Annotated in this window: 11 protein-coding genes; 8 read left to right on the forward strand and 3 right to left on the reverse strand. The window is 64.5% G+C overall.

The window, feature by feature from the left end; genetic code table 11:
* Positions 1-16 precede the first annotated feature (16 nt).
* Positions 17-1,108 (forward strand): 4-hydroxyphenylpyruvate dioxygenase, encoded by a 1,092-nt coding sequence (gene hppD / locus MRBLSP13_RS01845; RefSeq protein WP_363736353.1) that lies wholly within the window; start codon positions 17-19, stop codon positions 1,106-1,108.
* 84 nt (positions 1,109-1,192) lie between these two features.
* Here the strand turns inward: hppD and MRBLSP13_RS01850 are convergent, their stop codons facing one another.
* Positions 1,193-1,651 carry a MarR family winged helix-turn-helix transcriptional regulator gene (locus tag MRBLSP13_RS01850; protein WP_363736355.1) on the reverse strand — a complete coding sequence of 153 codons (459 nt, stop codon included), beginning with the start codon at positions 1,649-1,651 and terminating at the stop codon, positions 1,193-1,195.
* A gap of 125 nt (positions 1,652-1,776) precedes the next feature.
* On the opposite strand from MRBLSP13_RS01850, the gene MRBLSP13_RS01855 reads away from it, so the two are divergent.
* From MRBLSP13_RS01855 to MRBLSP13_RS01880, 6 genes are all read left to right on the forward strand, one after another.
* Complete coding sequence (locus MRBLSP13_RS01855) at positions 1,777-3,177, forward strand: aldehyde dehydrogenase (protein ID WP_363752307.1); 1,401 nt, start codon at positions 1,777-1,779, stop codon at positions 3,175-3,177.
* Positions 3,178-3,221: 44 nt separating this feature from the next.
* The gene (locus MRBLSP13_RS01860; protein ID WP_363736357.1) at positions 3,222-4,082 is read left to right on the forward strand and encodes a p-hydroxycinnamoyl CoA hydratase/lyase; all 861 of its coding nucleotides are present in this window, start codon (positions 3,222-3,224) and stop codon (positions 4,080-4,082) included.
* Between the two features lie 63 nt (positions 4,083-4,145).
* Positions 4,146-6,290: an acetate--CoA ligase family protein gene (locus MRBLSP13_RS01865; RefSeq protein ID WP_363752310.1), complete on the forward strand. Its 2,145-nt coding sequence runs from the start codon at positions 4,146-4,148 to the stop codon at positions 6,288-6,290.
* 21 nt (positions 6,291-6,311) lie between these two features.
* The gene (locus MRBLSP13_RS01870; protein ID WP_363736360.1) at positions 6,312-7,205 is read left to right on the forward strand and encodes an amidohydrolase family protein; all 894 of its coding nucleotides are present in this window, start codon (positions 6,312-6,314) and stop codon (positions 7,203-7,205) included.
* Positions 7,202-7,762: a DUF3237 domain-containing protein gene (locus tag MRBLSP13_RS01875; RefSeq protein WP_363736362.1), complete on the forward strand. Its 561-nt coding sequence runs from the start codon at positions 7,202-7,204 to the stop codon at positions 7,760-7,762. Before MRBLSP13_RS01870 ends, MRBLSP13_RS01875 begins: the two co-directional genes overlap by 4 nt.
* A gap of 20 nt (positions 7,763-7,782) precedes the next feature.
* A complete protein-coding gene (locus MRBLSP13_RS01880; protein ID WP_363736364.1) occupies positions 7,783-9,090 on the forward strand; it encodes an MFS transporter in 1,308 nt (435 codons plus the stop codon).
* 220 nt (positions 9,091-9,310) lie between these two features.
* On the opposite strand, the gene MRBLSP13_RS01885 is transcribed toward MRBLSP13_RS01880, so the two are convergent.
* Together MRBLSP13_RS01885 and MRBLSP13_RS01890 are read right to left on the reverse strand one after the other, a co-directional pair.
* Positions 9,311-9,811 carry a VOC family protein gene (locus MRBLSP13_RS01885; protein ID WP_363736365.1) on the reverse strand — a complete coding sequence of 167 codons (501 nt, stop codon included), beginning with the start codon at positions 9,809-9,811 and terminating at the stop codon, positions 9,311-9,313.
* 118 nt (positions 9,812-9,929) lie between these two features.
* Positions 9,930-11,192: an amidohydrolase family protein gene (locus MRBLSP13_RS01890; protein WP_363736366.1), complete on the reverse strand. Its 1,263-nt coding sequence runs from the start codon at positions 11,190-11,192 to the stop codon at positions 9,930-9,932.
* A 157-nt stretch (positions 11,193-11,349) separates the two neighbouring features.
* On the opposite strand from MRBLSP13_RS01890, the gene MRBLSP13_RS01895 reads away from it, so the two are divergent.
* The gene (locus MRBLSP13_RS01895; RefSeq protein ID WP_363752313.1) at positions 11,350-13,506 is read left to right on the forward strand and encodes a molybdopterin-containing oxidoreductase family protein; all 2,157 of its coding nucleotides are present in this window, start codon (positions 11,350-11,352) and stop codon (positions 13,504-13,506) included.
* Positions 13,507-13,599 lie beyond the last annotated feature (93 nt).

The following is a 13,599-nucleotide window of genomic DNA, read 5'->3' on the forward strand; positions in this document are numbered from 1 at the left end:
CAGAGAGGAAGAAGATATGAGCCTGTTCGACAACCCCATCGGTCTCGACGGCTTCGAGTTCGTGGAGTTCAGCGCGCCCGAAAAGGGCCTGCTGGAGCCGGTCTTCGCCGCCATGGGCTTCATCCTGATCGCCCGTCACCGCTCCAAGGACGTGCAACTGTGGCGCCAGGGCGGCATCAACCTGATCGCGAACTACGAGCCGCGCAGCCCGGCCGCCTATTTCGCCGCGGAGCATGGCGCATCCGCCTGCGGCATGGGCTGGCGGGTGAAGGATGCGGCCAAGGCATATGACCTTGCCATCGCGCGCGGGGCGGAGCCGGTGGAGGTCCGCACCGGCCCCATGGAACTGCGCCTGCCCGCCGTGCGCGGCATTGGGGGATCGATCATCTATCTCATCGACCGCTACGAGGACGAGAATGGCGGCCTGTCGATCTACGACATCGACTTTGTCTATGAGCCGGGCGTGGAACGTCACCCCGAAGGAGCGGGCTTCAGGATCATCGATCACCTCACCCACAATGTCTATGGCGGCCGCATGGCCCATTGGGCCAGCTTCTACGAGCGCGTATTCGGCTTTCGCGAGATCCGCTATTTCGACATCAAGGGCGAATATACCGGCCTGACCAGCAAGGCGATGACCGCGCCCGATGGCAAGATCCGCATCCCCCTGAACGAGGAAGGCAAGGCGGGCGGCGGCCAGATTGAGGAGTTCCTGCGCGCCTATAATGGCGAGGGCATCCAGCACATCGCGCTGCTGTGCGACGACCTGATCGCTGCCTGGGACAGGCTCAAGGCGCTGGGCGTGCCGCTGATGGCCGCGCCGCCCGCCACCTATTACGAGATGCTGGAAGAGCGACTGCCCGGCCATGGCGAGCCGGTGGGCGAGTTGCAGGCGCGCGGCATCCTGCTCGACGGATCGACGCAGGACGGCGACCCCCGCCTCCTGCTCCAGATCTTTGCGCAACCGCAGATCGGCCCTGTCTTCTTCGAATTCATCCAGCGCAAGAAGGACGAGGGCTTTGGCGAGGGCAATTTCACCGCGCTGTTCCAGAGCATCGAGCGGGACCAGTTGCAGCGGGGCGCGCTCCATGTCGATCAAGTGGAATGAGCGCCCGGCCGTTTCCGGCGTAGCCCTGGCTGTTGATCGGCGATGGTGCCAGTCAACTGGCGTCATCGCGGGCAGGACGACCGGTCAGGCCATATCATCCTGCCCGGCCTGCGCGATCGTCAGAAGCGCCGTGCGCAGCGCCGCCTGATCCTGCCCCGCCAGTGATCGCGCAAAGCGCGCTTCGTGCGCGTCCATGATCTGTTCGACCTGCCGACGCATCGCCTCCCCCGCCTCCGTCAGCGTCAAGGCCAGAGACCGTCCGTCGACCGGCGTCTTTTCAAGATAGCCGCGCCCTGCGAGCCCCGATACGAGAGGCACCATATTGGCGCGCTTGATCCCCAGCATCCGTCCCAGTTCGATCTGGATGCACCCCGGATTGGCGCCGACCAGAATCAGGATCGTGCCTTCCACCGGCCGCAGCCCGACCTCCGCCAGCGCGCCGCCAAGATCCGTCATCATCGCGGAAGATGCCCGGCGCAACAGATAGCCCAGCCGCGAAACGACGGGATCCTGCAGGGTTTTGGCGGCGATCGGCTTTTCCATGACCTTCGAAATAGTGCTATTGCCCAGAACAATCAATATTGCTATGTTACATAACAATAATGAGGAGCCAGGATATGCCTGCATCGGAAATTCTCTTGGTTATTGGCGGCGAATCGCGTGCCGCCATGTCCACCTTCGACCGCGCAAATCCCGTGACCGGTGACATCGCCACCCGCGCCGCTGCGGCCACCGTGGATGACGCCATCGCCGCCGTGGAAGCGGCCAAGGCGGCGTTTCCGGCCTGGTCCGCGCTTGGCCCCAACGCCCGCCGCGCCGCACTGATGAAGGCGGCCGATGCGCTCGACGCAAGGGCTGGCGACTTTGTCGATGCGATGATGGAGGAAATTGGCGCGACCGAAGGCTGGGCGCGTTTCAACATCGCCCTTTCCAGCGCCATGGTGCGGGAGGCCGCCAGCCTCACCACACAGATCGGCGGTGAGGTCATTCCATCGGACAAGCCCGGATGCATCGCCATGGCCGTCCGCGAAGCGGCAGGCGTGGTGCTGTCCATGGCGCCCTGGAACGCTCCCATCATCCTTGCCACCCGCGCGATCGCCGTGCCGCTCGCCTGCGGCAACACGGTGGTGCTCAAGGCGTCCGAACAATGCCCGCGCACGCACGGCCTCATCATCCAGGCCTTTGTCGAGGCGGGACTTGGCGACGGCATCGTCAACCTCATCACCAATGCGCCGCAGGACGCCGCGGACGTGGTGGGAGCGATGATCGACCATCCTGCGGTGCGTCGCGTCAATTTCACCGGCTCCACCGCGGTGGGCAGGATCATTGCGCGCCGCTGCGCCGAACATCTGAAGCCGGTCCTGCTCGAACTGGGCGGCAAGGCGCCGCTGATCGTGCTGGAGGACGCGGATCTTGACGAAGCCGTGAAGGCGGCGGCCTTCGGCGCCTTCATGAACCAGGGCCAGATCTGCATGTCGACCGAGCGGATCATCGTCGTCGATGCCGTTGCCGATGCCTTTGCGGAAAAGTTCCGGGCGAAAGCAAGCACCATGGCGGTTGGCGACCCGCGCCTGGGCCAAACGCCGCTGGGCGCGGTGGTCGACACCAAAACGGTCGCGCATGTGCGCTCGCTGATCGAGGATGCGGTCGCGTCCGGCGCGAAGCAGCTCAACGGCGGCGACGCGAACGGCGTCCTGATGCCCGCCCATGTCATCGATTACGTGACCCCGAACATGAAGCTGTTTCGCGAGGAGAGCTTCGGCCCAGTCGTGGGCATCGTTCGCGCCCGCGACGAGGCGCATGCGATCGAGCTGGCCAACGACAGCGAATATGGCCTGTCCGCCTCCGTCTTCACGCGCGACACCGCGCGCGGGCTGAAGGTCGCGCGCCAGATCCAGTCGGGCATCTGCCATGTCAACGGCCCGACCGTCCATGACGAGGCCCAGATGCCCTTCGGCGGGGTCAAGGCATCGGGCTATGGCAAGTTTGGCGGCAAGGCCGGCATCGACAGCTTCACCGAATTGCGCTGGATCACGATGGAGACCCAGCCCGGCCATTATCCCATCTGAATTTGGCCGAACCGATCTTTCCTGATTTTGTCGGAGATTTTCCCATGACCAACATCCTGCATGTCGACAATGTCGAACAGTCCGAGCTTGAAACCGTCGCCTTCACGGTCGAGAACGGCATCGCCTGGGTCAGCTTCAATCGACCCGACAAGCGCAACTGCATGTCGCCGCGCCTCAATCGCCAGATGATGCGCGTCCTGGACGAATTGGAGTTTCGGGCCGATGTCGGCGTCCTTGTCCTCTCCGGGGAAGGATCGGCCTGGTCGGCGGGCATGGACCTCAAGGAATATTTCCGCGAAACCGAAGCACATGGCCTGGCCGGCACGCGCAACGCACAGCGGGAAAGCTATGGCTGGTGGCGGCGGCTGCGCTGGTATCAGAAGCCGACCATCGCCATGGTGAATGGCTGGTGCTTCGGCGGCGGCTATGGTCCGCTTTTTGCCTGCGACCTGGCCTTTGCGGCCGAGGAGGCACAGTTCGGGCTTTCCGAAATCAACTGGGGCATCCTGCCTGGCGGCGGCGCGGCCAAGGTCGCCACGGAGCTGACCAATTTCCGCAATGCCATGTACCATTCGCTGATGGGCGAGAATGTCGATGGCAAGAAGGCCGCCGAATGGGGCTTCGTCAATGAAGCGCTGCCGCTCGCGCAGTTGAAGGATCGCGTCACCCAGGTCGCCAATGTGCTGCTGACCAAGAATCCGGTGGCCCTGAAGGCGACCAAGGATGCCATTCGCCGGGTCCGCGAGATGACCTATGACAATGCCGAGGATTATCTGGTCCGCGCGCAGGAGGCCGCCAACAGCTACGATAATGAAGGCCGCAAGGAAGGCATCAAGCAGTTCATCGACGAAAAGAGCTACAAGCCGGGCCTGGGCGCCTATGACAAGTCGAGGCAGAGCGCCTGACGACCGATCGGGCCGCCCCGCCCCGCGGCCCGTCCTGACAGACAGATTTTGGAGAGACAGGCCATGACGGTCGACACCCTGAACCTGCCCGCTGCGCCCGCCGCCTCGCTCGACCGACTGTTGCGGCCCCGCTCGGTCGTGATCGTCGGCGCGTCGGACAAGCCGGGCGCGCTGGGGGCGTCAGTGCTCTCCAACCTGACCCGCAACGGATTTGCCGGGGACATCCACCTCATCAACCCCAAAAGGGCGGAGATTGGCGGACGCCCCTGCCTGCCCTCCGTCGATGCCTTGCTGGAAGGCGTGGACGCCGCCGTGCTGGCCATCCCGCGGGTCGCAGTGCTGGAAACGGTACAGGCGCTCGCCGCCCGCAAGGTGGGCGCGGCGGTGATTTTCTCGGCGGGGTTCGCCGAAGGCAGCGAGGACGGCCTTGCCGAACAGCGGGCAATCGGCCGGATCGCGGCGGAAACGGGCATGGTGGTCGAAGGCCCCAATTGCCTTGGCATGACCAACTTCATCGACCGCGTGCCGCTGACCTTCGTCGAGACGGACGCCAGGCCGCTGGGCGACCGCGCCGGTATCGGCATCGTCTCCCAGAGCGGCGCCATGGCCTGTGTCCTCGGCACCACGCTGGCAAGCCGTGACCTGGGCCTTTCCTTCTCCATCTCTACCGGTAACGAAGCCGCCTCCGGAGTGGAGGATTATGTCGACTATCTGCTGGACGATGCCTCCACCCAGGTCATCGCCATGATCGTCGAACAGTTCCGCAAGCCCCGGCGCTTCCTGGCCGCCGCCCGGCGCGCGCGGGCACTGGGCAAGACCATTGTGCTGCTTCATCCCGGCAAGTCGAGCGCGGCCCGCGAGTCCGCCGCGACTCATACGGGCGCCATGGCGGGCGATTATCAATTGATGCGCGTGAAGGTTGAACGCGCCGGCGTAATCTTCGCCGAAACGCTGGAGGAACTGGGCGACATTGCGGAAATCGCGCTGCGTTGCCCGACCATTCCCGCTGGCGGGGTCGCCGTGCTGGGAGAGAGCGGCGCGTTCAAGGCGCTGACGCTCGACCTTTGCGAGGCGCTCGACCTCGATCTGCCGAAGGTGGACGATAGCAATGCCCCCGCCCTGCGCGCCGCCCTGCCCGATTTCGTCAGCGTCTCCAACCCGCTCGACCTGACGGCCCAGGGGCTGGTCGATCCCGACCTCTATTACCGCACGCTCGCCGCCCTGTTCGACGACGACCGGTTCGGCAGCATCGTCGCGGGGATCATCCAGACCGATCCCGTGACCGTCGGCATCAAGCTGCCTCCGATCCTGCGTGCCGTTGGCGAACTGCGGCCTGCCAAGCCGGTGATCTTCGCCGGGTTGGACGAGGGCGCCGACGTGGCGCAGGACTATATCCATCAGCTTCGCGCCTTCGGCATCCCCTATTTCCCTTCGACCGAACGCGCGATGCGGGCATTGAAGCGCCTCAACGACCATGCCCGCCGTGACTTCAGCGAAGGCGACACCAGCCCGCTCGGCGCTGCCGCCCTGCCCGACCAGGGCGGCGTCATTCCCGAATATCGGGCGAAGGCGATATTGGCGCGATTCGGCATCCCCTTTCCCCAGGGCGCTTTCTGCACCAGCGTCGAACAGGCAATGTCCGCTGCCGAAACGATCGGCTATCCGGTCGCTCTTAAGGCGCAGTCGGCCGACCTCAGCCACAAGAGCGACGCGGGGGGCGTGGTGCTCAACCTGCGCGATGCGGACGAGTTGCGGGCGGGCTGGGCGCGCCTGTACGCCAATGTCGCGGCTCATGACCCGGCACTGACGCTGGACGGCGCCCTGCTGGAGGGCATGGGCGAGCGCGGCGTGGAACTGATCATCGGCGCGAAGGGCGATCCCGATTGGGGCCCGGTGATCCTGGCCGGTTTCGGCGGCGTCACGGCGGAGATCCTCCAGGATGTGCGCCTTTTCACGCCCGACCTGCCGGTGGACGCGATCGTGCGCGAACTGCATCAGCTCAAGCAAGCCGTCCTGCTTCGCGGTTTTCGCGGATCGCCGGCACTTGACGTGGAGGCCGTGGCGCAGATCATCGCGACGCTGGGCCGCGTGCTGCTGGCCGAACCGTCCATTCGCGAGATCGACCTCAACCCGGTGATCGTCTACCCCGAAGGCAAGGGAGCGGTGGCGCTGGACGCATTGATGCTGACGGCCCCCAGGGCGGGCTGAAAAGGCCGAACGGAGGGAATCATGGCAGCCACGCGCGCGGATTTCGCCAAACTCGGGGCCATCGACATGCACGTGCATGCGGAGGTCAGCTGCCATGACCCCGAAGACCCGATCTTCGGTGAATTTGCCGATGCGGCCACCCGCTATTTCAAGGCGCCTCGCCGCCGGCCGACCATCCCGGAAACCCTTGCCTATTATCGCGAGCGGCAGATCGGCTTCGTCATGTTCACCGTGGACATGGAGGCGGGCACCGGCATCCAGCGCATCCGGAACGAGGAAATCGCGGAAGCAGCGGCGGAAAACAGCGATATCATGATCGCCTTCGCCTCCATCGATCCGCACAAGGGCAAACGGGGCGCGATAGAGGCACGGCGGCTGATCGAGGATCATGGCGTGCGCGGCTTCAAATTCCATCCGCCGCTGCAGAATTTCGATCCCGGCGACCGCATGGCCTGGCCGCTCTATGAGGTGATCAACGATCATCAACTGCCGGTCATCTTTCACACCGGCCATAGCGGCATGGGATCGGGAATGGCGGGCGGGGGCGGCATTCGCCTGAAATATGGCCAGCCCATATTGGTGGATGACGTTGCGGTCGATTTTCCGGGGATGAAGATCATCCTTGCGCATCCCGGCTGGCCCTGGACCGACGAGTCCCTCTCCATGGCGCTGCACAAGCCCAATATCTTCATCGATCTGTCGGGATGGAGCCCGCGCTATTTTCCTGACCAGATCGTCCGCTACGCCAATGGGCAGCTTGGGCATAAATTCCTGTTCGGCTCCGATTTCCCGCTGATCCCGCCGGACAAGTGGATCGCCGCCTTTGACGAGGCCGGGTTCAAGCCGGAAGTCCGGGCGCCGATCGTGAAGCAGAACGCGATGAGGCTGCTGTTCGGCCCGGAATTGCCGGAATGACCGACGAAGTCGGCCGCCGCGCGCTGCTGAAGGCCATGCCCGGCATGGCGCTGGGCGGGACGATCGCCCCCGCGGCAAAGGCCGCAGAACCCGCGCTGGCGGTGCCCGCGCTGAGCCTGGCGATGCGCCTGCGCGTACTGATCGGCGAACCGCGGGAGTTGGGCATGGTCGATGGCGTACGCAAGCGGATCATTCCGATCACCGGCGGCACTGTCGAGGGGCCACGGCTTGAGGGCAAGGTGCTTGCCGGCGGTGCGGACTGGCAATCGATCCGCGCAGACGGCACCGCCGACATATTTGCCCGCTATACGATCGAAGCCAGGGACGGGACGAACATCTCCATCGTCAATCCCGGTTATCGCCATGGGCCCGCCGCCGTGCTGGCGCGGATCGCCGCAGGCGAGGATGTCGATCCGGCGCTCTATTATTTCCGCACCACACCGCGGTTCGATGTCGCCCAGGACAATGTCCACGGCTGGCTTGGGCACACCATCTTCCTTTGCACGGCTGCACGCTATCGCGACCATGTGCGGCTGGATATATTCGCGGTCGATTGAAAAAAGAAGGCAGGACGAGGATGACGGGAGAAAAGGGGGACATCAGACGCCTGCTGGATGAGGCGCCGATGGCGCGCTCGCAGATCGCGGCGATCATCCTGTGCGTTCTGCTCAACGCGCTGGACGGTTTCGACGTGCTGGCGATCAGCTTCGCCTCGCCCGGCATTGCGGCCGAATGGCGCGTGGACCGCGCCGCGCTCGGGCTGGTGCTGTCGATGGAGCTGATCGGCATGGCGGCGGGATCGGTACTGCTGGGCGGGCTTGCCGATCGCATGGGCCGGCGCCCGACGATCCTCCTCTGCCTGGTCATCATGGCAGGCGGCATGCTGGCCGCCACGCAGGCTTTCAGCATATTTTCCCTGTCCGCCATCCGTCTGGCGACGGGCCTTGGGATCGGCGGGATGCTTGCGTCCACCAATGCGATGGTGGCGGAACTCTCCAATGCCCGGTCACGCAGTCTGGCGGTGGCGGTCATGGCGGCCGGATATCCGATCGGCGCGATCGCCGGCGGTTCCATCGCCTCCCTGATCCTGGTTTCGGGCGAATGGCGCAACGTGTTCCTGTTCGGCGCCATCATGACGGGCTTCTTCCTGCCTCTCGCCTATATGTTGCTGCCTGAATCGATCGGCTTCCTGCTCCAAAGGCGGCCCGAGGGCGCGCTAGGGCGCGTCAACGCGCTGCTCGTCCGCTACCGGCATCAGCCGGTGAGCGCCCTGCCTCCACCCGACGGGATCGCGCCCAGGGCATCGGTCGCGGCGCTGTTCGCGCCTGGGCTGGCTCGCGTCACCATCCTGCTGACGGCCGCCTATTTCGCGCATATCATGACCTTCTATTTCATCCTGAAATGGGTGCCCAAGATCGTGGTCGACATGGGATATGCTGCGTCCGCCGCGGGCGGAGTGCTGGTCTGGGCCAATGTCGGCGGCCTGGCCGGAGCGATGCTGTTGAGCCTGCTGAGCTGGCGGATCAGCATTCGGGCGCTGGTCATCGCCGCGATGCTGGCTTCCACGGTCATGGTCACGATCTTCGGCCAGGGGCAATCCAGCCTCTCAGGCCTTGCCGGTGTGGCAGCGGCGGCCGGCTTCTTCACCAATGCGGGCGTGGTGGGCCTTTATGCGATCATCGCGCAATCCTTTCCAACCTCCGTGCGCGGCGGCGGCACCGGGGTAGTGATCGGCTTGGGCCGGGGCGGCGCCGCGCTGGGGCCAATCATCGCCGGTTTCCTCTTCAGCCTGAATTTCGGCCTGCCCATCGTCGCGCTCGCCATGGCGCTGGGATCGCTGACGGCGGCGGGCGCACTGCTGCTGCTGCGCCCTGTGCAATCATAGGCGGCGATGAATCGGCCACCGACGCATGTGCGATCTGCCGCACAGAGAGAGGTCGGCTGGCCGTTCGTCACGGCCTTGGCCCCGGCCGCCCGCCCGAGCCCGAGACATGATCAGGGAGCTGATGCCGCCGCCCGAACGGACCTTGCCTACCCCTCAAATGGCAAGTCCCGGGACGGATCGGCATTCAGCCCGTTGCCCGACAGGCAACAGGCGTGATCCATCAGAAGCGGGGAATGGAGGCGAGCCAGTCGCTCGCTCCATCGTCAAACACGATGCCTTCGACAAAGTGGCCCAACAGGTTTCGCATGTCGCAATAATAATAGCTGCCCACCCCGTCGACATCACCGCGGATCGGCAGCGTCCGGCCCGATGCCTGGAGCTGGTCCAGTTCCGCATCGAATGCCTCTCGCGTCGCAAAGCGCCGGCAAAGATGATGGAACCGAACGACAGGGCCTTCAGCCTGGGGCAGGCCCTCCACGTAAATGGCCACGTCCCCGTCGATCGGTTGAATGATCTCGATTTCCGTCGCGCCGACATAGGCCAGGGAAACATGGCAATGCGCTTCGCGGCCCGGCCCCGTGGGGTAGCGTATGTCGCGCATCTCCAGAAAGCGCGCTATGCCATGGGTGCCGGCGAACTGCGCCTGCGCCCTGTCGATATCGCGGGTGACATAGGCGACCTGGAAGAAACCTGGATAAGGCGGCGTGTCGGCTGGCATCATTTTCTCCTATGTAATCGGCTTGTCATTGCGGCTCCAGCCGATCCGCTGCTTCCCGCGCCGGCGCTCCATTCCCGGAAACCCACGCGACGCTCCAGCGGCTGTCCCTGGATCATCAAGGTCAGGCAGCCTCCTCCACCGAACGGCTGATCGGGGTGGGCGCCTTGTGCCATTGCCCCCCCTTCATCACCGCCCGGAGCGCCCTGGCATCGGCGAGGAGCCGCGGATCAACAATGGGATCGCCGTCGATCAACAGCATGTCAGCCAACATGCCCGGAGCAATCCGCCCGGCGCCCTTGCCCATCAGCTCGCCTCCATTGGCGGTCGCGGCGTACAGCGCTTCAGCCGGCGTATAGCCGAGGTAGCTCACGAAATGCTGCACGTCACGGGCATTGGCGCCATTGGGCTGCCAGGGCATGCCATAATCGCCGCCAATCACCGCGCGGACGCCCCGGCGCCGTAATTCACTGTGCACTGCAATGTTGCTTTCCATCGCAGGTTCAACACCCATGCGATCAATTGTCGCGCGGTCAAACGGGCTGTCATGCAGCAGACTGTGGTAATATCCTATTGTCGGCGCGACAAAGATGCGATCCTTGGCAGCCTCCAGCATGTCCAGCGCTTCATCGTCGGCAAAGTCGGCATGATTGATGAGCGTGGCCCCGGCGCGCAGTGCCCGCTTGATCGATTCCGCCGAGCGCGCATGGACGCTTACCAGCAGACCTAGTTCCCTCGCCGCCTCTCCGATCGCCTGCGCTTCGTCCTCTGCCAGGGTCGTGGTTCGGCCGGTCGGGCGCGGAAAGAAATCATCGCCCGACATGTTGACCTTCACCACGTCGACCCCCTCGCGAAAACCCAGCCGCACCATCTTGCGGCATGCTTCCGCGCCATCGACGACAGCCGCCGCAACATCGCGCCGCTGATGCAGTTGCGCCGTGTCGTTAAGCCCGCCGGTCGCAGTCAGGGTGGGCGTCGAGGCCAGCAGGCGCGGCCCCGGAATGCGCCCCGCCTCGATTTCGTTGCGGATCACGATCTCCGATCGCAGCTTGGGCGATCCCGCACCGATCACACCTGTGAAACCCGCATCCAGCATGATCCGCGCATTGTGCATCGTGATAAGAACAGTTTCTTCAGGCGGGGTGTCCTCTATCTCGTAAGCATAGGTGACTGTCGGAAAGCTGAGATGACCATGCGCATCGATCAAGCCGGGAATCACTGTCGCGCCGCTTGCGTCCACCTCTTGCGCGCCGGCCGGCGCAGGCGTGCCAGGCAGCTGCGTAGCTGCAATTCGGTCGCCCGTCACCAGCACGTCCGCCCGCTCGCGAACATCGCCGGTCTCGCCGGACCAAATATGTCCGCCCCTTATTATCCATGATTGTGCCATGTCCACCTTCCCTTCGCGCATCCCGTGAATGCGCTGCCACCCTCCCGCGACGATCGCTCCTCGACAGCAGGTCCGGGCGGGACCAATGCGGTGCAGGGCGTTTCCCATTCTGGCATAATGGAATGGACATGGCGACATCTTCGACCGGGAGAGTGGCATGAAGAAGGCGGCACCCCATGAAACTGATATCAGCCGCATCACGACATGCCGGATCTGCGCCGGCCAATGCGGCATCATCGTGGAGCTCGATGCGGCGGGCCGCGTCGATCGCGTCCGGGGCGATCCCGATAATCCGCTTACAAGGGGCTATGCCTGCATCAAGGGGCTGACGCTCGGCGAGGCGCACAGCAGCCCCAATCGCATCCTGCACCCTTTGCGGCGCACCGACGATGGCCGCTTCGTCCAGGTGGGGATGAACGAAGCGCTGGACGAGATCGCCGAACGGTTGGGGAAGATCCTGGCCGAGCATGGCCCGGATGCGGTCGCCGGCTTTCGCGGCACCATGAACTACACCAACAGCCTGGCAGCGCATATGTTGCCGGCCTGGCTGGCGGCGATGGGATCACACAGCTTCTTTTCGACCATGACCATAGACCAGTCCGCCAAGTGGATAACCGCAGACCGGCTGGGCGTGTGGGAGGCTGGCAAGGACCCCTATGAAAACGCCGAAGTCCTGCTGGTCATCGGCGCCAATCCATTGGTGTCGCTATCCACTTTCACCATGGTGATGCAGAACCCGGTCAAGGCCCTGAAAGAAGCCAAGGCACGCGGCACGCGCCTGCTGGTGATCGATCCCCGCCGGACGGAGACGGCCGCCTTTGCCGACCGATTGCTGCAGCCGCTGCCGGACGAAGATGCGGCGTTGGTCGCGGGCATGTTGCGCCTGATATTGGAGGAGAATTGGGCCGACAGGGAGTTTTGCGAACATAATGTGGAGGGCGTGGAAGCGCTGCGGGACGCCCTTGCACCTTTCACTGTCGACCATGTGGCGCAGCGTTGCAACATCGCGGCCGAAGACCTGGTCGCGATCACCCGCGACTTTGCCGAACCGCATCCTGACGGGCGGCGCAAGCGGGGCGCTGCAGCATCGGGCACCGGGGCGAACATGGGCGCCTTTTCCAATCTCACGGAACATCTTGTCGAATGTCTCAATGTGCTGTGCGGCCGGTTCGCGCGAGAGGGCGATGCGATCGGCAATCCGGGTGTGCTGGGGGCTCGCTGGCCGCGCCGCGCGCAGGCGATTGCGCCAACGCGCGGCTGGGAAAGCGGTTGGCGTGACGCCTGGGGATACGGCCTTCTGATGGGTGAGCGCATGAGTGCCATCCTTCCGCAGGCGATCCTGGGAACCGGGACAGGCGCTGTTCGCGCGCTCGTGGTGGATGGCGGCAATCCCGTCAATGCGTTGGCGGAAACCGCCGAAACAGCAGCGGCCTTCGGCAATTTGCAGTTGCTGGTATCGATCGACCCTTTCCTCAACGAGACGTCGCGGCTCGCCCATTTCATCCTGCCGCCGCCGATGATGCTGGAACGGGCCGATATACGCAGCCGCGACTGGGAGAGCTACACCCTGCACGAACCCTTCCACCAGTTCGCGCAAATGGTTGCCCGGCCGCCTGAGAACAGCGAACTGATCGAGGATTGGCAGGTCTTCTGGGAACTCGCAAAGCGCACCGGCCACAAGATCATTTTCGACGACGTGCCGATCTCCATGGAGACCCGCCCTGAGACCGAGGACCTGTTCCGTATCCTCCTGCGCCATTCGGCCTTCCCGGCGGAGGATCTGCTGGCGGAAAAGCGGGGGGTCGTGTTGCGCGGGGATCCCATGTGCGTCAAACCCGCCGAGCCCTGCCCGCCCCGCTTCCAGGTGGCGCCGAGCGACGTCCTGGCTGAACTTGAGACGCTGGCCGGGGTCCGTCGTCAAACCTCTGCACTACGCCTTGTCTGCGGACGGGTGCGACATGTGCAGAACAGCATGTACCATGACCTGCCATCGATCGCGCGGCGCATGCCCGAAAACCCGCTCAGCATGCATCCCGACGACATGGCTTCCCGGGGACTCGTCCCTGGTGCCCTTGCTCGCGTGCGCTCGGCACATGGTGAGCTGCGCGTCACGGTGGCCCCGGACCGCAATCTGCGTTCAGGCGTCGTGACCATGCCGCACGGTTGGGGCGACGGGCGAGGCGCCAATGTGAACAGCCTGACCAGCCTGATCCAAGGCCGCCAGACCATCAATGCCATGCCCATTCTCAGCGGCTTCGATGTGATGGTGGACCCCGTTGATCGGAATGCCGGACAAGGTGGCCCAGGTAATTGAAGACGCCCGCCGCAATCTTGGGATCGCGGCGGCGATAGGCTCGTATATCCATACATATACCGCTATATTTTCCATACATAATATTCTATGTCG

The organism is Sphingobium sp. LSP13-1-1.1 (assembly GCF_040676415.1).
Lineage (GTDB): Bacteria > Pseudomonadota > Alphaproteobacteria > Sphingomonadales > Sphingomonadaceae > Sphingobium.

Bases quoted from the DNA above. Each gene is read 5' to 3' on its own strand.
- MRBLSP13_RS01875 (WP_363736362.1), top strand. From the start codon at position 7,202: ATGACCGACGAAGTCGGCCGCCGCGCGCTGCTGAAGGCCATGCCCGGC.
- MRBLSP13_RS01880 (WP_363736364.1), top strand. From the start codon at position 7,783: ATGACGGGAGAAAAGGGGGACATCAGACGCCTGCTGGATGAGGCGCCG.
- MRBLSP13_RS01855 (WP_363752307.1), top strand. From the start codon at position 1,777: ATGTCCACCTTCGACCGCGCAAATCCCGTGACCGGTGACATCGCCACC.
- MRBLSP13_RS01885 (WP_363736365.1), bottom strand. From the start codon at position 9,811: ATGATGCCAGCCGACACGCCGCCTTATCCAGGTTTCTTCCAGGTCGCC.
- MRBLSP13_RS01870 (WP_363736360.1), top strand. From the start codon at position 6,312: ATGGCAGCCACGCGCGCGGATTTCGCCAAACTCGGGGCCATCGACATG.
- MRBLSP13_RS01895 (WP_363752313.1), top strand. From the start codon at position 11,350: ATGAAGAAGGCGGCACCCCATGAAACTGATATCAGCCGCATCACGACA.
- MRBLSP13_RS01860 (WP_363736357.1), top strand. From the start codon at position 3,222: ATGACCAACATCCTGCATGTCGACAATGTCGAACAGTCCGAGCTTGAA.
- MRBLSP13_RS01865 (WP_363752310.1), top strand. From the start codon at position 4,146: ATGACGGTCGACACCCTGAACCTGCCCGCTGCGCCCGCCGCCTCGCTC.
- hppD (WP_363736353.1), top strand. From the start codon at position 17: ATGAGCCTGTTCGACAACCCCATCGGTCTCGACGGCTTCGAGTTCGTG.
- MRBLSP13_RS01850 (WP_363736355.1), bottom strand. From the start codon at position 1,651: ATGGAAAAGCCGATCGCCGCCAAAACCCTGCAGGATCCCGTCGTTTCG.
- MRBLSP13_RS01890 (WP_363736366.1), bottom strand. From the start codon at position 11,192: ATGGCACAATCATGGATAATAAGGGGCGGACATATTTGGTCCGGCGAG.